The sequence below is a fragment of the Exiguobacterium sp. FD-YE-25-4 genome (genome assembly GCF_057004685.1).
On record NZ_JBXSGP010000002.1, the window covers coordinates 47347 to 65939 of the forward strand.

Sequence of the window (18593 nt, forward strand, 5' to 3'; positions counted from 1 at the left end):
ATAATGAAAAGTATTTTGATATCAAGAGATTGTGGTAGGGTAGAGGAATAGAAGGTCTTTTCAAGAATAACGAATAGAGAGTACTACGATCGTGGGGTGAGCAAGTGGAATTGAACGAGGCAATCATCGAACGAATGAAAGAGCTCGCAGCAGAGCGCAACATGACGATCCATCAAGTGATTCAAAAGGGTGGATTGAATCAAGCTACGATTTCAGAGCTGATGAGCGGTAGGACAAAACATCCGAAAGTGAGTACAATACAAAAGTTTTGTGATGGCTTAAATATAGGATTAAACGAGTTTTTTGATGACAAGCGATTTAATTAGTTTTTATAAATCAAAATATTTAATCATAACGACAGTAAATGAATGCCATGATGAAGTTAAAACTCTGTATAATAGAGATTTGATTTTGGTACCAGTTTACAGATATCACCCTCCATTTCCCGAAGATTACCTTCATCAAAAGTGAGGAAGAGCCACAGCGTTGATTACAAGGAATAACAAGCGCATTTAGGACAGGATGCACCAACACTTGAAAGTCGGGCATTCACCTCAATTTGATTGTACTCGTAGAGGACAGAATGCATCGATAATCGCTCATCCAGTCTCTTCAATAAACGTTCCATTGAAATCACGACCTTTTGTCCGATTATACAACGATAACGCGAGAACATCACTCTCACCCAAAGTGTGTAAGAACCGAATCAACTTGACGTCTATAACCCGGGGGCAGCCACCACACATAACATGAAAAAGCTACCGAATTTGTTGCCGAAGAAGACAGTCCACAAAGAATTTCCTCAATTTTATGTCGGACAGAGCACCTCAGGCCGTGGAACAAAAAAAGACGAACCAGATTGCGAGTATGCACTCAGGTTCGTCAACAGTATGAGTACGATGAGTAATCCATCGAACACACAAAAGTTTAAAATTTAGGACATCGTGAATACATACTATACCCTGTACGATACCTTTTCCAGCCTAAATAGGCCCCTCTAATAAAGTTATACGACTCTACAATTCCAAAGACAATAAAGAATGATCTTTTAGCCGCCTGCCACGCTATCTGTCTAGAAACTTGTTTAATTAGTTTTCTTGTTTCTGCTCTATACAACGTGTCAGGTCGACTAAGAATCGACTTATTTTTGTCTTTTAAGTGTCGATACATCTGTCTTGAAAGTTCTAAATGAGCTACAATTTTTCCAGCTATGTTACCGATATTATCTGCAATCAAACGGTAGTCTTTTAATACGTTACATACACCGCATTTAAGAGCATACATTACCTTATTCATAGGTGTTTTACCTGATGGATCGGTTTTAATAATCGGGTTATTACCTACATAGGAATAACCATTAGACATTTCAATAGTCTCGTCACTATCTGTTTCTGAATCTAAAGATAGGAAGACACCTTGTTCAGGATGATAAAATCTAGCCATGAGATAATATAGAGAAGTTTCTTCATCGTAATAATAAGATGCATATCTCAAAGGCTGATCTTTCAGTGAGTCTACGCTTACAGATTTCGTTAATGGATTACCCCAATTATCATACGTATATTTCGCTACTGTTTTACCGTTTTTATCACTAATAGAGAGAATATCACCACGTTGATTCTGATTATAACTAAATACTTCTCCACCTGTTTTCAAACCTATTAACCTTCCATCAGCATTGTAAATGTATTCTCTGATTAGCTCACCTAATTGGTTTGTTTCGCTTAATAGTTGATTAGCGCAGAGTCTGATCAAAACTCACCGGTAGTGCTGTAGCTTTTGGAGAGAAACCTTCTTGCGTCAGCTCTAAATTTGAATCGACCGGTACTACTTCACCCGTGGAGTTTATTATTTTGACGGCGTCATCATAGGCTTCGAGTTTATACACACCCGGTTCATTGCCTTCTTTTACAGTCATATGCTCCTCTGGGGCGATATCTTCTACAGGAAGATAGTCTTCGTCCGAATTAGGCGCAATTAGTTCATTACTTTCCTGTAATTTTTCTTTTTCTGTGCTTTCTCGTGACTTTTCATTTTCTGTGTTTTTTTGGTACTCATCATTTTCTGAGTTTAATATCCAATCTGGATTTTTTTTCATACTTTCTTCAGCTTTGACGCCTTCGCCCATCGGGAAAGAAGACAAAACTAATGTTACGACTAATAAACATGAAAGAACTTTACTACTTAACTTATACATACATATCCTCCAATTTTTTCTTATAATATAAGTCTAAATATTTAATAACCAAGTAAATTTTATATAAAATATCAAAAAATAGAAATAGTAAATTACATGATTACACATATTTTTATAATTAAATTGTAACCTCGAAATATTTTAGAATTAATTCTTTTTCCTTATTGCTTAAAATTTAGCAAGTCAAAGATTAAATATAGTAAAATTGACGCTGCGATGATGAAATAAGAAAAAACGTACTCTTTAAGAACATAACAAAAATATAAATCGACAGATTTAACTCGATTAAAAGTTAAAAAAATCCTAATGTAAGTTGTTGTTCTAACACTTTGTAAGAAGTAAAATTTACTCACCGTGTTTTTTTATAGCTAAAAAATCACCCATTTCTATACAAACTAAAGCTACAGGAAATGTGCATTTAAATTTTTTTAGGATTTTAGGATTTGAAAATTATGTCGTATATAATAAGCTTGTTTAGTTCCAACTTTTTTGATTAAAAGCAAGGCTTCTTTACTAGCCTAATAAAAACTATGATTTTCCATCGTTTATATTTAAGTGACAGAGAGGATACAGTTTTAAAATGAAAATAAACCTATTACTTTTTATTTTAAGTGTTTTAGCCATTATTTCTTGTTATTATTTTTTTAGTCTTAAGTTAGATATTATGCTTATTCTATTAATAATTATCACTACATCATTTGTTTATAGTTATGTTCGTTTTAATAAAGGAGCACAATGATTTTTGCCATGCTCCTCTAAAGATAGATAATGTTTTGGGAAGACCTCGATATACTCTGCAGTTAGATAAATACGACATATTGGTCAAGTCAAAATGACAATTTACCGATTGTGTCAACAGATTAGGCTGTTATCTTTAATGAAAAGCGGGTCTATCGATCAATCCGTCTCTAAAGCATCCAATTCTCGCCTTCGTTTCAAATGAAAAAAGTGATACATAGTCTCGAACCCATTGTTTGTTCCGGAACAAACAATGGGTTCGCTACAGTATCATCGAGTTCAAAAACAGCTTGGAAAAGAGTACTTTTCTTAACATTAATATCAACTTTGTGGTGATTAACACGAATACTTACCGTTTTTTTCGAGAAAAATACCGATAATTGAATAGCTAACTAACAAAAATCAATCAAGAAACTTCAGTGAAAGGATTTACAACTTGTCTCAGGTTTTCAGAATGAGTATGATTAAGCCCCATAGTCGTTTAAACGGCATAATTCTTAAAAGCCTTTAGGAATTCTAAAAGCATAGATACACTGTATGAGTGAATTTCATTTTCACAGAATGTACTTAAAACTACTGAACAGTTTTAAACTTATGAATCACAGTGCACAAGCAATACATGATTTTGTCTGTTTTGATTGTCTAATTACTTTATTGAGAACAGTTTGTTTTATATTTAATTAACTTTTCAAATTTAAACGGACATGTTTCCAAAAAACCTTAGGAATGTCTATTTTTTTGAAGCTATATACTTGTGATAATATAAGATTATCACAAGTTAATTATTTTATTTAGAATTAATTAAAAAACGTAATACTTTTTTATTCAGAAATATAAATCATGTACATACGTATTTTAAGCGTTAATACATATGTATTACTCATTTCCGTTATATATTTTAGAGAGTATGGATAAGTGATGTGAAAATTAGAGTAAAAAGAGGGAGAAGCATGGATATCGAGAAAAAAAAGCAAACATTTGAAGTAGCGTTGCGAGAATTGACCGGGGCGAACCCGAAATTGGCCGAGGCGTTGAAGAGTGACCACATCGACCTTGAGACATTGACCGACATCGAAATCATCGAATTGTTCTGGGCGACGGAACTGTTCCCGATCTATGCGGACAAGAGTCCACATACTCGCCGTGCCTACAAGCAGGACCTCGAGTTCGTCCTTAGTTTCGTCATGACGAAAACGGATGGCCTGAAGCGTCTGACTGTGCTCGACATTCATCGCTATCTGTTTGAAGTGAACGAACAGTATGCACCGCGCACCGCACAGCGGAAGAACAACATGTTGAAGCGAATCTTGACCTACCTCCATGTCAATCAGTACCATCTACATAACCTGGCTTTCCACGTGAAGAACCAGAAGCGTCCGGAGCCGCTACGTCGTGAGGTCGACTTCGACGAGATCGAACGGATGGCCGAGTCGTTCCGCCATACCGTCAAACGGTCACAAAAAAAAGAGCTCATGGAGCTCAGAAACGAGACGATTGGGTATCTATTGTTGACGACGGGTATGCGGGCGTCAGAACTTTTATCAACAAAGTTCACCGACGTGAAGCGAAATCAGCACACCTTCTATCTCGAGGTGAAGGGCAAACGCGACAAATGGCGTCGCGTCCCGCTCACCGAGAAAGCGAGTCGCCTCATCAACCGGTTGCAGACGCTCATGATGATTGAAGAAGAGAGCTCCCCTTACATCGCCTTCAGCACGAAAAAACCAGATTCCGGGATGACGTACGAGGCGCTACGCCTGATGACCCATCAGGCGGTCAAACATGCTGCTGCAGAGGATAGAACGCCGCCACACTGGTTTCGTCGTGCTTATATCACCAAACTCTTGGCCAACGGAAGCCCATTGATCGGGGTCATGCAGTTGGTCGGTCACGAATCGATAAACACGACGAACGGTTACTTGCAATCACTTGATCGACTCTCAAATCTATCGAATTCGGACTTGCCATTTAAATAAATAATTACGGGCAGGTCATACGTAAACTTCAACACAAAAAGAGAGAGCACTATATTTAACTTTTTTCTATTTAATAAATAGAGATTGGTAAATTGACAAAAAATAGAATCATGTTCTCTTCCTCACTTTATTTTTTTAGTGAGGGTGTTTTTATATCTGATGCGCGTTATATATAAAACTTCATTTTAAAAGGGGAGTTCATAAAACTGTCCTTGTACGAACAGTTTTATTGTTAACTCAGCGCATTCAATAGTGTGCCAATAATATCTTCAAGACGTGATAATCTATAATAAAATTATGTAATAAATAAAATAGTCTATTTCAGAATTGAAGAAATTGTTTTTCTCCGTATTAGATTGTTGCTAAAATTCATATATGCTTCAAAGATTTAGTTTATTTGAAGAACTGTTGTAGGGAGCCGGCTTCTTATGGCCTATAATGATTTCCAACCATTGATGAATAATACGAAATGGGAGGAAATTAGAGAAGCGGTGTGCAATTATCCTACCAATTATCAATGGTGAACAAAAGATATTGAAAGCGGTTTGATTATGCCATGGGATGGTGAATGGTATCCTCATTTCAGATTTGGTGACTACAAATTCATCGAGTAGTTTGAAATAAAGATAGAAACCGAAGAATAGGATGAATTCTTTTAAATTCAATATAGTATAAATAAATCATAAAATTAAATACTTGAATGACAGAGGTGCAGAATGGGATATCACATTAAAGAAATAGTGTTAAGTGAGAATCAATACGTTAACTACAAAATACAGGATACTCTCGAAATGAAATTAAATAATCTCTCAAAAATCAATATTTTTGTTGGAACTAATAATTCCGGAAAAAGTAGAATGCTTAGAACTCTATCTTCAGAGAAAGACCTCATGTTTTTACCAGCAAGTTTTGAACTACAAAAACTCAATGAATTAATTGAGTCATTTAAGAGAGATATAATTTCTGTTTTAGATTCACAATATCTTATTGAATATGGAAATCTAAGCAAAGAAAATGTCGAGAGCATAACAGTTTATCCATTCATCAAAGATTCCGATATTGTTTTAGATGAAATTTATATATTGATTGAAAGGATTAAAAAACTAAAAGGGACTCCATCTACAACTACAACAGGGATGAGAGGTTCTAATTTTAATCACAACGCAATTCAGTCAGAATTAGAAAGTATTGTTTCCGACTTTCAAGAAGAATCAAGATCTTATTACAGTGGAAGAAGCGTTAGTTTCAAGCGTGTTTATATTCCAACCCTAAGAGGATTAAGAGGCTTTGAAAACAATCATAATTACTATTTAACACGAACTCAGAAAGATTACTTTCCAGGTGATGCAAGTCCAGAGATTTTTACTGGATTAGAGCTATATGAAGAAGTAAAAAACTTACTGTTGGGCAATTTAAATGATCGGGAAAAAATAGTAGACTTTCAAAAGTTCATAGGAGACAGTTTTTTTGAAGGGCAGGAGGTTGCACTTATACCTAATGTAAAATCTGATGTGCTTTTTGTTAAAATCGGTACTGAGAAAGAATACCCTATTTACAATCTAGGAGATGGAATTCAATCGTTAATTATTTTAACTTTCCCTTTATTTAAATACAAAGGAGAAAACCTTTTATTCTTTATTGAAGAACCAGAGCTCTATTTACATCCAGGAATGCAAAGAAAATTTTTAGAGATAATCAAACATGAAAGTTTTAGTGGTTATCAGTATTTTTTAACTACACATTCTAATCATTTTTTAGACATGACATTAGATATGGACAAAATATCAATTTACTCATTTAACAAAGAATTAGAAGAGGCTGATTCTCGAGAAAAAAATGCAAATTTTGTAATCGAAAATGTGAGCAACGAAGATGATAATGTTCTAAAGATGCTTGGAGTTAAAAATTCGGCGGTATTTTTATCAAATTGTACAATTTGGGTAGAAGGTATTACCGATAGGTATTATATTAGACATTTCTTAAATCTTTACCAAGAATCCTTAGAAAAATCCTCTATGTATAAGGAGGATATTCATTATTCCTTCGTAGAATATAGTGGAAATAACATCACACATTGGTCTTTTTTAGATGAAGAGGGAAATGAAGATGAAGAAGTTTTCAAATCTATTAATGAAAGTAGAGTTTGTGGAACTTTATTTTTAATCACTGATAGGGATAGTAAGAAAAAAGAAACTCGTCAGTCAAAATTAGCCCGAGCTCTTGGGAAACGCTACTATTGCTTAGAGTGCAGGGAAATTGAGAACATACTTACAACCGAGATTTTGAAAAAAGTAATTGCGAGCTATGAAAAAGTTGAATTGAGTGAATTAAAGTTCAATAAAAAATTTAGTGATAAAAGTTATAAAAATGAACTTTTAGGCAAATTTATAGAGGGAGTTATTATAGATAAGAACCGCCAAGGAAGCTACTCTTCAACATCAGGAGCCGTTTCAGACAAGGTTGGGTTTTGTAAAAGAGCTATTTCAGAAATGAAAAGCTTTGAAGATTTATCTGAAGAAGCAAAAAAGTTAAGCATAGAATTATATAGGTTTATTTCAACTAATAATTAAAAGCTATAAAGCAAAAGAAAAAGAGAAGTAAACAAAAATTTATGTTTATTACAATTCTTTAAAACATCGAAAGTTCTGGACGACTTCAATGATGACTTATATTCAATTAAAATAAGCCAGTCCCTTGTTTGTTCAGGCGACTGGCTCTTCTCGTTCGGTAGCTTATAAAATCCACTTTTCTCAGAGCTGAGTGTTTGATGTAAAGAACACTAGGAAATCGCTCCCGACCATCTCGCTATTGTCATTATCGGTATAACCAAAGTCACTTGTAATCGGCATACTGAAACCGGCATCCTTTGCTTCTTGGATAATTACTTTCTCGTTGCCATTTGTGTCAATACTCGAAATATCACCAGCTGGCTCGTTGGCAGCGACGCTCTTCGGTTCGCGCTCTATCAGACCAAGCGATTCATTGACTTCGTTTGGGTTCACATTGTCGAACGAATCTTCCTTTCATCGTATAGATGTACTCATTATGCGACGAAATCTGTAAGTTCATGTCAGAGTACATGATCTCATGTTCTCGTTTTCGTCTTCCTGTAGTGTGATCTCTTCGGTAATCACTTTTCCCAACTTCCCATGTTCGTGAAGGTCCAATACTCGCGATCCCTGAACCCTTCTTCTGCAGCCGCTGTTGACTATAAAAAGAAATCCGTTAAATAATTTCAAAAAATAAGTTATATAAAAAGATTTTTGAGTATACTCAATTAAAGTATTGATATTTCCTCAAATTTGTTTTCAATTATGAACTTAGTTCATATTTAAGAACAAATTATTGACTTTTTAAGTTTGAGTAGTTATCTTATAAATAACTATTGTTCCTATAACAAAACATAACTTTATTTTTTTAGTCTTTTGTTTTCTAATATGAATAATAGTTCTATGAAGGTGAATCGACACTCTATCTTATGAAAGGAGAAATATAGTGAACCCGTCTTTATTCTATGAGCTTCGAAAACCATCCCACATCGAGCCCGGCAAGACATATCCGGCCCTCTTTGTCACTCATGGTATGGGAAGTGACGAACAGAACATGTTGCCGTTAGTCGATGGCTTAGAAGAACAGTTCTACGTATTTCGTTTACGTGGACCTCTACCCCAACCTCCTGGATTCGCATTTTTCACAATTCAAGGTTTTGGTAAACCGAATCGAGAAGCATTTGATCAGGTGATAACAAAATTATCCGATTTTATCGATTATGCGACAGACAAATATCCTATAGACACTGATAGGATATATCTACTGGGGTTTAGTCAGGGCGCAATCGTATCGATGACACTTGGCTTGGTTCTGGGAGATCGTATTAGAGGAATTGTTGCTTTAAGTGGGTATATCCCTGGATTCGTGAAAGAAGAGTATCCATTGAAAGCAGTTGAAAAACTCTCATTGTTTATCTCACATGGCAAATCGGACAATATTCTTCCTTATGAATGGGGAGAAGAGAGTTACTCATTTTTCAAGGAATTGGGTGCACAAGTTACTTTCCAAGACTATTTGACAGCTCATACAGTCTCGCTAGAAAATTTGCACGACTTCAGGAAATGGATTCAGGATGATTTATCGAAATCATAACTTGTTTGGACAAACCATATAATTGTCATTCAACACTTTTTATCATATAAGAGAAAATAATGGAGGTAAAAAAATGAAAAACAATTTTGAGTTAGGTACGTTAATTTTACGGTTAGTATTAGGGGTTAGCTTTTTCATACATGGAATGGCAAAATTCCAAGGTGGAATCGGTAACACAGCAGGATGGTTTGAAAGTATCGGGTTACCTGGAGTGTTCGCATATGTGGTCGCTCTCATCGAAGTGATTGGTGGTCTCATGTTAATCGCAGGTCTATTTACAAAAGTGGTTTCCGCGGTTATCGCCGTGCTCATGGTAGGCGCCATCTTCACCGTGAAATTAGGAGCGGGTTTTTTAGGAAATGGACAATCTGCCGGTTACGAACTCGATTTAGCTTTTTTAGCAATGGCACTAGCGCTAGCGCTCATGGGATCTAAATATCTTGCAGTCGATCAACTTATTTTCAAACCTAAAAGCATAGAAGGATAAAATATGTTTAATAAGACAAGTAGTCATTACTTGTCTTATTTTCAATTCAACGGTCATAATCACAAAGGTCAGTATCATGATGAAAACGACGCACTGGCGTCATTTGCGGTTTGAGATGTGAAGTATTCAGTGAATTGACAATTATTAGTGACTACTCGATAAAGGAGTTATAAGAATGAGAATTGGTTTTGATATTGATGATACCCTTATAAATTTAAGAGAGCATGCCTTTACCATCTATAACGATAAGCTAGGAATGAACGTGCCCCATGAAGACTTTCATAAATTAGAACGCGTAGAGATACATGAAATCTTCGGGATGACAGACGAGCAGGGAAAAGAGATGTGGAATTCTTCTTTAGAGGAGATTTACTATACGTCCTGTCCGGCATACCCGAATGCAATCGAGATGTTATCAGAGTTGAGCACAAACGGACATGATATCTTCTATATAACTGCTAGGCCTAAAGAACACGGCGAACGGACGAAAAATTGGATGAGGCTTCAGGGGTTTCCGGTCCACGACCAGCACTTTTTCTATGGCATGGCAGATCATCAAAAAGGGAAATTTATAACCGAGCTAAACCTTGACTACTACTTTGATGACAAGCCCGAGGTTATTAACGCATTGAAAGAGGTCAATGGAACAAAGTTGATTGTTCGAGACCAAACCTATAATCGCCACTTAACATTCCCAAGAATAGTAGATTGGACAGACATTCATAAGTTTCTTGAGGATGTCAAACAAAGCAAGATGTAAACAGGGCTTCACTTCTAACTCATCACCGATAATCAATAAGTGAATCCAGAAGAATTTTCGAATTTGGCGGTAGTGGAAAATCCACACTGACTCGATTCGTTATCAGAATACTTTTAAAAGGAGAATCCAAAATGGACTTCCATCGTCCCCCCATCACTTTTGTCAGTCACGTTCACCTTAAAGTGTTAGATATTGAGCGCTCATTACGTTTTTATCAGGATGTCATCGGTTTTAAGATTTACGAGAGATCGTCAAAGGCTGCGAAGTTGACTGCAGATGGTACGACTGTGCTGCTATCAATCGAACAGCCAGAAGGAGTGACCCCACTATCTCGTCGTACGACAGGATTGTATCACCTAGCCCTTCTATTGCCTAATCGCTTTGACTTAGGAAGAGTTATCAAACATCTTTTAAAGCAAGGATATCCATTACAAGGAGCCGCGGACCATTTAGTCAGCGAAGCCCTCTATTTGGCGGATCCGGATGGGAACGGAATTGAGATTTATTCTGATCGTGACCCATCAAAATGGGTTTGGAGAAATAATGAAGTCGTCATGCCTTCAGAACCCTTAGAGGCTGATGAGCTGCTAGAGGCCGCGTCGGAATCAACGTGGGATGGTTTGCCGACCGCCACACTACTCGGTCATATACATTTACATGTCAATGATATGAGCAAGAATCTAGACTTCTATGTGAAGGGGCTGGGCTTCGAGGTCGTCAGCCGTTATGGTGAGCAAGCGAGTTTCATCTCTGATGGTAAATATCATCATCACATCGCTTTGAATACATGGAATGGTGTGGGTGCTCCACCCCCTATGAAAGAGAGTGTCGGGTTAAAATCCTATACGATCAACTTCTCTTCCAAAGAAAAGAGAGATGGCGTTGTTTCTCAATTAAAAGCTATCGGAGCAATGGTAAGTACGGAACTCGAAAAGTTTGTTACCACTGACCCCTCAGGAAATCGCATTTACTTGTCTTACTGATTAAGTTTGTTGATTGGATTGGAGTCTTGAATGGTCCTTCTTTCTTTTTCAAATGTTAAATCTTATCAGGTTATGTTGGAAACGCTAGCTTTGTGCTAGCGTTTTTTTGCATTACGATTTTAGGAGAACACGAGATAGCTCTACCACGTATTCTTGATTCGAAAGAGAAAATGCCACGTATTGTCATAAATAGAGGAGATTTTTACGATCAATTATTATTGCCATCTCTTTTATTTACTATTCCGACAGTTAAAAATCGAACTCTTTGTCTCCGGAACAAACACGAAGACTACTTCTTGAACGCATAAAAAGGTTCACCTTGCATATATTGCCCTTTATAACATGAACGCAGTGTATCACCAGCTGATTCTCGACGTTCTCCCAGAATGTGAGCACCTATCTGGTTGAAACATCTGGGTACGTCATCAAGAAAACAAGAATCAAATGTCAGTAGTAAGTATTCTCTTTTTTACACCAACAATATTAATTGTCTTTCTTACTTGATTCGTACCTTTTATGATTTCCTTTCCTTAAATATTCATCTATTCAATCTCAATTCTCTTATTCCAGACTTTATTGTTTCTGTAGAAATAATTTTTGCAATACGTACGTCAATTCTCTCTAAAGCGTTTATTATGCGTTTCCTATAAAATAGAGTTACTTATGTTGAAAGGAATGAGTTCAATGGGCAGAGACAAAAAAGAAGACATGAAGCAATCTGGTCGTGAATTTGCTCTGGATACTTTTTTGACCGTAGGAAGCGAAATAAGTGCGGAGGTAGCTAAGAAGTCTATCGCAAGTGCGGCAGGAGATTTAGCTGTAGATGCGGCGAGCTCATTTATCCCCGGGGTATCAGGAGCCGTTCAAGGCTATAAACGTGCTCGCTTCGAAAGAAACATGATACGTGTCGCTGAAAAGTTAAATTTAAAAGTGGAATCCATTCAGTTGAATCTAGATTCTAAAACCAGTGAACAAAAAGAACAGATTGATAGGCTGTTTCAATATGTAATAGACTCGGCGATGGACGAGCAACAAGAAGAAAAAATCAAGTACATGGTCAATGGATTTGTACAAATCACGAAACACGATTTTGTATCAGAAGACTTTGTCTTAACCTATTACGACGTGTTGAAAGAATTACGAATAATCGACATTTCGGTCTTACGGCTAATGAATTCGACTCGTTTCTGGTACCAAGAGGGTTCTAGAGAGACATTTCACGATGTCATGGAGAGACATGGGATATCCTATGAGCAGTACGAAGCAGTAAGAAGAAATTTGCTTCGGATTGGTTTATTGACAACTCGCACAGATCTAAATGTCGTTGATGATCTCAAAGAAATCTCCAAGACATTCAAAGATATTTTTACATACCTTGAAAAACTTTCAAATCCTAAGTCCAATCGTTTACCAAAATTAAAAGAACCTAAATTTAAATCTAAGGAGCAGTTCGAAATCTCAAGGTTTGGTAAAGATTTTATTGATTTCTTTTTTGAAATGAATCAGAACGAAGAGGAAGAACCTTTGTTGTGATAAGTGTTTTTATAAAGTCCGGCTTCTATCCAGACTCTTTTTTACTACCCTCAAAAAAGATGATGAATGCTTTCGTGTCTGCTTGTTTGAAATTTATATTGGATAAATCAAATGAATATGTAAGATGCTGATAGTTTTCATCATCACGTGCACAGATATTTCATTAAAAAGAGATGATTCAAGAATATACATGAATCATCTCTCCTTTGGTACATCGTTTCAAGACAGGTATTTATTTAACATACTGATTTGAAATGCACGAAGATTATCGGAAAAGTATCTATAGTTTAGAGAAGCCGCAGCTAAAATAATGACTTGTATCACAATACCGATGAAAAACAACAATGGCTCTTCGCCTGTGATCAAACTACGAACTAACAAGAAGAAGACAAGGATTAGTGACCCTGTCGCACTTACAAACAATGTCCCTACCCCATGGACAGTGCTCAGCAAATGTCTATATCGCCCTTCTAAATAAGCCCGGACCCCCTCATCCTGTTCCAACAACATAGAATGCCACACGTGCTCAAGATAGTAGTAATCCTTATTTCTATTCTTGTAGAGAGTACCAAAGGTCGCGTCTGGAGAAAATTTGTCCCCAAGCTCGGTTCTAAATTTGTTCAAACTGTCTTTTGTTCTAATACTCCAAAAACAGACAAAATAGATTTGATAAATCAGATATCCTAAAGGCACCCCTGCAACTACCAAAGATATCAGCAACGGAACATTTTTTACGAATTCGGAGTAATTATTTTGCGTGAATGAAAAATAAAAGAATAACCAAAATATGAACACCCACCCGGGAATCCCCCACCTGATCAAATATTTTGTTTCAAAATTCATTTAATCACCCTCCCTTTCTTCTTATTAGAGTATCATGTTTCAGTCGTGACACTGCTAATTAGAAATTTAATTTCAGGTCGATGTTTCTATATGTCTTTTCTACATCCACTTCTTATTTCAGACATCATTTTAATTTTAGTCCCTTTCTAAAAAAAGTGTGCGCCGGCGCACACTTCTTCTCATGTCATTGTGTCATCATCTCTTTAAGTGTTCTGTGTCAGTTTACTTGTCCTAGAAACCTTATTAGATTTAAGTGCTAAAAAAAATACAGACAAGTGCTCATTTTTTTGCACCTTGTCTGTATTTTAAAATTGAGCTAACTGGCTTCCAGAGATCAGATTGAATATCTTTAGCACGAGCGTTTCAAGACGGTTGGTCAACTTCTTGGTTGTTTTCATTAATCCGAACAAAGAAGAAATAGAGTGAAATGAACAAGAGACCAGACCCACTAAAAAGCATCAGGGTGGTAATAGGTAACGATTTTGATAAAAATCCAGCAATCAGGGCTCCTAAAGGTATCGTTGAAACCAAAAAACTATCGATAATGGAGGACACTCTTCCTAGCATCTCGCTCGAAATAGAAATTTGTATATAAGTAATGAAATAAACGTTCATGACCCCGAAAGGTATAAAGGCCAGACCGAATAAGATTATTGAGATCCAACTGTTATTAATCAAAATCGCCAATATCCATAATATAAAGCTGAAAAACGGTAAAATCGACATCACATGTTTCAAAGGGAATTTTGATAATTTATATGAAGAAATAGAACCTAACAATGCACCGAAACTCATCGCAAGAAGAAACAGACCATACGCATTCAAGTCAATTTTAAACTCGGCAAATGCCGGTAAAACTGAAGCAGTTATACCTGACATAAAATTCAATACTAAAAATGGAAGACAGATGAATATGATGTGAGGATTCAACATATGTCGAAACCCATCCATCAAATCAGCCTTGTAGTTCCTCTGTTCTTTTACCCCTGAATCGTTAACCTTCAATTCGTTTTGAATTCGCGAGAAGAATAATGCGGCTACCAAGAACATTATCGCATTGAAAATATAAATAGAGTCGACACTCATGAATAGAATAACAAAACCAAAGACACCCCTCATGGACATTGTTATTATCATCTGAGTCGAAGAGACGAACGAATTGAACTTAGGAATTTCTTCCTTTCCCATGAGCATAGGTACAATCGAGATTTCAGACGTTCCTTGAATATTACCGATAAAAGAAACTAATCCAATCACAAACAATATCAACCATACATTTTCATATTGAAAATACAATGCAACTGATATGAATCCCATTAATAGGAACTGCACGAATTGAGAGTATGTAAGGATTTTTGTTTTATCATGATATTCTACCCATGGTCCAAAAAGAAAGTTCAATGTCTTAGGAATCATAGTGAAAGCTGTAGCTAGTCCTGTATAAAAAGTGCTGTTGGTAAGATAGTAAATATGCCAAATAACGGCTATCTGATAGATGCTATCCCCCAGAGTGGAAGTAATCCTTCCACCGAGAAGCATCTTAGTATTTTTATTAATGATAGTCCCCTCCTTATTACAAATCGTTCAGATGAAGTTCTACACTCTTTAGTACTTTTGAAATCAAGTTCTCATCATAGCTTTGCTCAAACAAAGATTCACATACCTCTTCAATCGTAATTTCATTTTTCAAGAACAGATTTTTTAAACGGTAATCCAAAGTATCCAAGTCCCCTTTGTAAGACTCGTATAAGTGAATCGCAAATGAGAAAGCAATAGATTTTTGAATAGTATCTAAAAATCCAACAGCAAACGGGCTATAGATTAATACATTAAGTTTAGAGAACTCACTGTTCTTAAAACGAGTGTTCGGAAGGAGATTGTCTTCATCTCTGTGAATTTCTATAAACCTTGTAATATCTATAGGTCGACCTTCTTTAATCTCATCGATTAATCTCGACTCTGAAGAATACGTGGCGAACGATGAGATAATAAACTGATTTAGTCTATACACGTACTGAAATCTGAATGCATCGAGCTCTACGTCGTTTAAATGATTCGTACTCATTATCAATCTTCCGGTTAAAATTTCAGTGAAATGAGCTAATGTCTCATTTAAAAATACGTTACTTTTACTGTAAAAATCGGTTTTATAATAGCGATTAAAATATGAGTGTCCAATCTCATGTATTAAAAGCTGAAAATCATATAGGGAAGATATCGTTTTCATTTTGATGACAGTTTGATTATGTTCAGGAAAATAAAAAGACGTGGCACCGACCTTTTCTTGCTCTATCACTAAGTTATCACGATCTAATGCTTTTATATGTCTTTTAAAATTTATGCCCATTCTACTCTTTGTGCTTAAGTCCTTCATAACGCTAATCAACAAATCAATTGACTTTGTCTTATTAATATTAACTTCGTAATCCTTGCTAAGATAAAACAGATAATCATAATCATTTAAAGTATTTGGAAACAATCGTCCCCAAATACCTTGACCAAGAACTTCATAATTGGAAAGCATTCTTTTCTCAAATATGTTAATATGCTGTGCATTGATACCGTGTATTTGTTCGTATTCATTTTCATAGTAGTTTTGATTAATATATTCTTGTTTGATCGCTAAGATTGCGTCTAATAACTTATCAGACTCTCTATAAATTGTTTGATAAATTTTATTTTGCATTTTTAAACGTTCCTTATAATCAGGTTCAAAGTTGATTCGTTCAAGCAATTCAAATAATTCTTCTACCTCTTTTATGCCTTGTTTTACGACTTGATAGTGATCAATTAAATCCTCCAAACGATTTTCATCTTCATCAGAAAGCATTTTGATGATACTCTCAAGCTCACTATTGATTTCTTCAAGTGAAAGATATAACTCTGGAAAGGCGTTCATGATTTCAGAAACCCTGTGTAGAGAAACAATCTGATTTTCAGTTTCAGCGATTTGCTCAGTACTCATAATATTGTGTTTGATATGTTTCAACTCCTGCAGTACATCTTCCTCATCAATAAACTCTAAATCAGGTAAATGATCCTTAGACTGCAACGGGTAACTAAACGTGTATTCCCTCTTTCTGATCGAGGTACCGTTCGAAACAAACGCGAGCAAGTGCTCGACACATAGTGTTGCACTTATTGAACTATGGACTATCAATCCTTTGTTATTTGTAATAAATGAGAACGAATCTTTAAATAGTTTCTCTAAATAACCCTTGTCTTCCTGTCCTTTTAAGAAAATCGAGCTAACTGTGGAGCCTGTATATCCGTTTAATATATATGGCACGTGGAAATCTAGGCAGTACTCAAAGATTGTTTGATGAACCGACTGCTCAGCACCATCGAAACACGAATAGACAAAGCCAATGTCATTTTGGGCTATTAGGTTTTTGATGATTTCTAAGTTACTATCGTCAATTTCTGAAGTAATAGCGGTAATTTTAGTAGATGAATCATCGTAATTAATCTTATTAGCAATCACATCTACTTTTGACAGACCAATGTCCATTTTAGTGAAAATAAATTGAGAGTTAATATTATGTGATTCTACAGTGTCTTTATCAATAATATATATATTTGCAACATTGTATTTGGAGAGCATAGAACATAAGGTAGAACCGACAGTACCTGCACCGATTATTAGGACGTTCATGTCCTTAAGTCTTTTATAGTCTTTAAGACCGAATGAATATGTATTAAAAAAATTATAATATCTTCTTTCTGGATGCGACTGATTGATGACCTCATCATCCGTGATTAAAAATCGGTTATCTCGTAAATAATCGATAATATTATCCAAATCTTCTTTACTATATCCGTGTTTCGCTCTCCATTCTTTTAAAACGTTTGCGACATCTTCTTTTGTGAATATATTCAATAGCTCCCACAATGCTGCTATGTTATCAGAATACAACTCTTTTCTAACTCCATCGTTGTATTCAATGAACTCGTCTCTCTTTATTAGAGACATTGACTCATTTGTAACCATCTTATTCCCTCCATCAAATGAATTCTCACAAATCAAATAGTCTCTACTTTCCTCTTTGAAAAGTAGTTCAAAAAATAAAAATAAAAGAAAGCATCGTATAGTCAATGCTTTCTTTTATTTCATTTTTCAGCAGTTTTTTAGACAGATATGTTGGTCGCTGTTCTGGGTCGTCTTTTTAACTTTTGTCGAGAGTTTCATAATCGTTTCCCCCTTCCTATCCTGCAAACAATCGTTCAAAGAATATTAGCAATTTGTTAAACAAATGTGCTGATCACTATTTTGAGTCGTTTTTTTGACTTTAGTCGTGAGTTTCATAGGTTGTTTCTCCTTCCTATTAGATATTCAACATTTCTTTCTAATTAGCACTTTGTCAAACAGATGTGCTGATCACTGTTCTGGGTCGTCTTTTTAACTTTTGTCGATAGTTTCATGGGGTAATCCTCCTTTTCTTATTTTTATTGTTTAGGAATACAAAATGATAAACTGAATCCCTGTAACCAGCATACTACGTACCGAAAAGTCTGTTAATTTTGAAAATACACACTATTATTTAGACTTTTCGACCCGTAAATCATCGTGTTTATTAAAGAAGTTTGCCTATAATTCAATAGATGATTATTGAAGGAACTTTTTTACCATGTTTCCGCACGAAAGTTGAGGCTATTTCAAAACTATCTTTTACTTGCACGTTTGAATTCAAAAGTAGTGATCAAATATTGCTATTTGGCCATATTTAAAGGCATTCATATATACTAATAGACAATTTACTGATATTTATTTGATAGATTAATTCAATAATGAAGAAAATCTTGAGGGTTGTTTGCTTACACCTAAGCTAGAAATGAAAATCTTTATTCTTAATTTAGGTAAATAAGACCAAAAGAGTTCTCTCTTCAATAATATGGTAATATATGAATACAAGACATTATCTATAAAGAACTA

The 18593-nt window shown here is 35.5% G+C and carries 14 protein-coding genes; 8 read left to right on the plus strand and 6 right to left on the minus strand.

Going from position 1 to position 18593, the window contains the following annotated elements; all coding sequences use genetic code 11:
• Window positions 1-104: 104 nt before the first annotated feature.
• Window positions 105-326 (plus strand): helix-turn-helix domain-containing protein, encoded by a 222-nt coding sequence (locus tag AC13H5_RS15440; protein WP_483546648.1) that lies wholly within the window; start codon window positions 105-107, stop codon window positions 324-326.
• Between the two features lie 601 nt (window positions 327-927).
• Here AC13H5_RS15440 and AC13H5_RS15445 read toward each other — a convergent pair.
• Both AC13H5_RS15445 and AC13H5_RS15450 read right to left on the minus strand, forming a co-directional pair.
• Window positions 928-1755, minus strand: coding sequence for an RHS repeat domain-containing protein (locus AC13H5_RS15445; RefSeq protein WP_483546649.1), 828 nt, complete (start codon window positions 1753-1755; stop codon window positions 928-930).
• Entirely contained in the window at window positions 1736-2197 is a 462-nt protein-coding gene (locus AC13H5_RS15450; RefSeq protein WP_483546650.1) for a hypothetical protein, read from the minus strand. The genes AC13H5_RS15445 and AC13H5_RS15450 overlap by 20 nt, the downstream gene beginning before the upstream one ends.
• A gap of 1688 nt (window positions 2198-3885) precedes the next feature.
• Between AC13H5_RS15450 and AC13H5_RS15455 the strand changes: the two genes are divergently transcribed.
• Both AC13H5_RS15455 and AC13H5_RS15460 read left to right on the plus strand, forming a co-directional pair.
• The gene (locus AC13H5_RS15455; RefSeq protein WP_483546651.1) at window positions 3886-4911 is read left to right on the plus strand and encodes a tyrosine-type recombinase/integrase; all 1026 of its coding nucleotides are present in this window, start codon (window positions 3886-3888) and stop codon (window positions 4909-4911) included.
• 716 nt (window positions 4912-5627) lie between these two features.
• On the plus strand, window positions 5628-7481 hold the full coding sequence (locus AC13H5_RS15460; RefSeq protein ID WP_483546567.1) for an AAA family ATPase: 1854 nt from the start codon (window positions 5628-5630) through the stop codon (window positions 7479-7481).
• A 180-nt stretch (window positions 7482-7661) separates the two neighbouring features.
• On the opposite strand, the gene AC13H5_RS15465 is transcribed toward AC13H5_RS15460, so the two are convergent.
• Window positions 7662-7913 (minus strand): hypothetical protein, encoded by a 252-nt coding sequence (locus AC13H5_RS15465; RefSeq protein ID WP_483546568.1) that lies wholly within the window; start codon window positions 7911-7913, stop codon window positions 7662-7664.
• 493 nt (window positions 7914-8406) lie between these two features.
• Between AC13H5_RS15465 and AC13H5_RS15470 the strand changes: the two genes are divergently transcribed.
• From AC13H5_RS15470 to AC13H5_RS15490, 5 genes are all read left to right on the plus strand, one after another.
• Complete coding sequence (locus AC13H5_RS15470; RefSeq protein ID WP_483546569.1) at window positions 8407-9054, plus strand: alpha/beta hydrolase; 648 nt, start codon at window positions 8407-8409, stop codon at window positions 9052-9054.
• A gap of 73 nt (window positions 9055-9127) precedes the next feature.
• Entirely contained in the window at window positions 9128-9541 is a 414-nt protein-coding gene (locus tag AC13H5_RS15475) for a DoxX family protein (RefSeq protein WP_483546570.1), read from the plus strand.
• A gap of 175 nt (window positions 9542-9716) precedes the next feature.
• Complete coding sequence (locus tag AC13H5_RS15480; RefSeq protein ID WP_483546571.1) at window positions 9717-10301, plus strand: 5' nucleotidase, NT5C type; 585 nt, start codon at window positions 9717-9719, stop codon at window positions 10299-10301.
• A 131-nt stretch (window positions 10302-10432) separates the two neighbouring features.
• Window positions 10433-11284, plus strand: coding sequence for a VOC family protein (locus AC13H5_RS15485; RefSeq protein WP_483546572.1), 852 nt, complete (start codon window positions 10433-10435; stop codon window positions 11282-11284).
• A gap of 684 nt (window positions 11285-11968) precedes the next feature.
• On the plus strand, window positions 11969-12817 hold the full coding sequence (locus AC13H5_RS15490) for a hypothetical protein (protein WP_483546573.1): 849 nt from the start codon (window positions 11969-11971) through the stop codon (window positions 12815-12817).
• 219 nt (window positions 12818-13036) lie between these two features.
• Here the strand turns inward: AC13H5_RS15490 and AC13H5_RS15495 are convergent, their stop codons facing one another.
• The 3 genes from AC13H5_RS15495 to AC13H5_RS15505 form a co-directional block, all read right to left on the minus strand.
• Complete coding sequence (locus tag AC13H5_RS15495) at window positions 13037-13660, minus strand: BA5345 family protein (protein WP_483546574.1); 624 nt, start codon at window positions 13658-13660, stop codon at window positions 13037-13039.
• Window positions 13661-14023: 363 nt separating this feature from the next.
• Entirely contained in the window at window positions 14024-15199 is a 1176-nt protein-coding gene (locus AC13H5_RS15500) for an MFS transporter (RefSeq protein WP_483546575.1), read from the minus strand.
• A 34-nt stretch (window positions 15200-15233) separates the two neighbouring features.
• Complete coding sequence (locus AC13H5_RS15505; protein WP_483546576.1) at window positions 15234-17651, minus strand: ThiF family adenylyltransferase; 2418 nt, start codon at window positions 17649-17651, stop codon at window positions 15234-15236.
• Window positions 17652-18593: the final 942 nt, after the last annotated feature.

Excerpts from the sequence above, each read along its gene's own strand:
- AC13H5_RS15450 (WP_483546650.1), bottom strand. The coding sequence starts at position 2,197 with ATGTATAAGTTAAGTAGTAAAGTTCTTTCATGTTTATTAGTCGTAACA.
- AC13H5_RS15455 (WP_483546651.1), top strand. The coding sequence starts at position 3,886 with ATGGATATCGAGAAAAAAAAGCAAACATTTGAAGTAGCGTTGCGAGAA.
- AC13H5_RS15460 (WP_483546567.1), top strand. The coding sequence starts at position 5,628 with ATGGGATATCACATTAAAGAAATAGTGTTAAGTGAGAATCAATACGTT.
- AC13H5_RS15475 (WP_483546570.1), top strand. The coding sequence starts at position 9,128 with ATGAAAAACAATTTTGAGTTAGGTACGTTAATTTTACGGTTAGTATTA.
- AC13H5_RS15480 (WP_483546571.1), top strand. The coding sequence starts at position 9,717 with ATGAGAATTGGTTTTGATATTGATGATACCCTTATAAATTTAAGAGAG.
- AC13H5_RS15485 (WP_483546572.1), top strand. The coding sequence starts at position 10,433 with ATGGACTTCCATCGTCCCCCCATCACTTTTGTCAGTCACGTTCACCTT.
- AC13H5_RS15490 (WP_483546573.1), top strand. The coding sequence starts at position 11,969 with ATGGGCAGAGACAAAAAAGAAGACATGAAGCAATCTGGTCGTGAATTT.
- AC13H5_RS15495 (WP_483546574.1), bottom strand. The coding sequence starts at position 13,660 with ATGAATTTTGAAACAAAATATTTGATCAGGTGGGGGATTCCCGGGTGG.
- AC13H5_RS15500 (WP_483546575.1), bottom strand. The coding sequence starts at position 15,199 with ATGCTTCTCGGTGGAAGGATTACTTCCACTCTGGGGGATAGCATCTAT.
- AC13H5_RS15505 (WP_483546576.1), bottom strand. The coding sequence starts at position 17,651 with ATGGTTACAAATGAGTCAATGTCTCTAATAAAGAGAGACGAGTTCATT.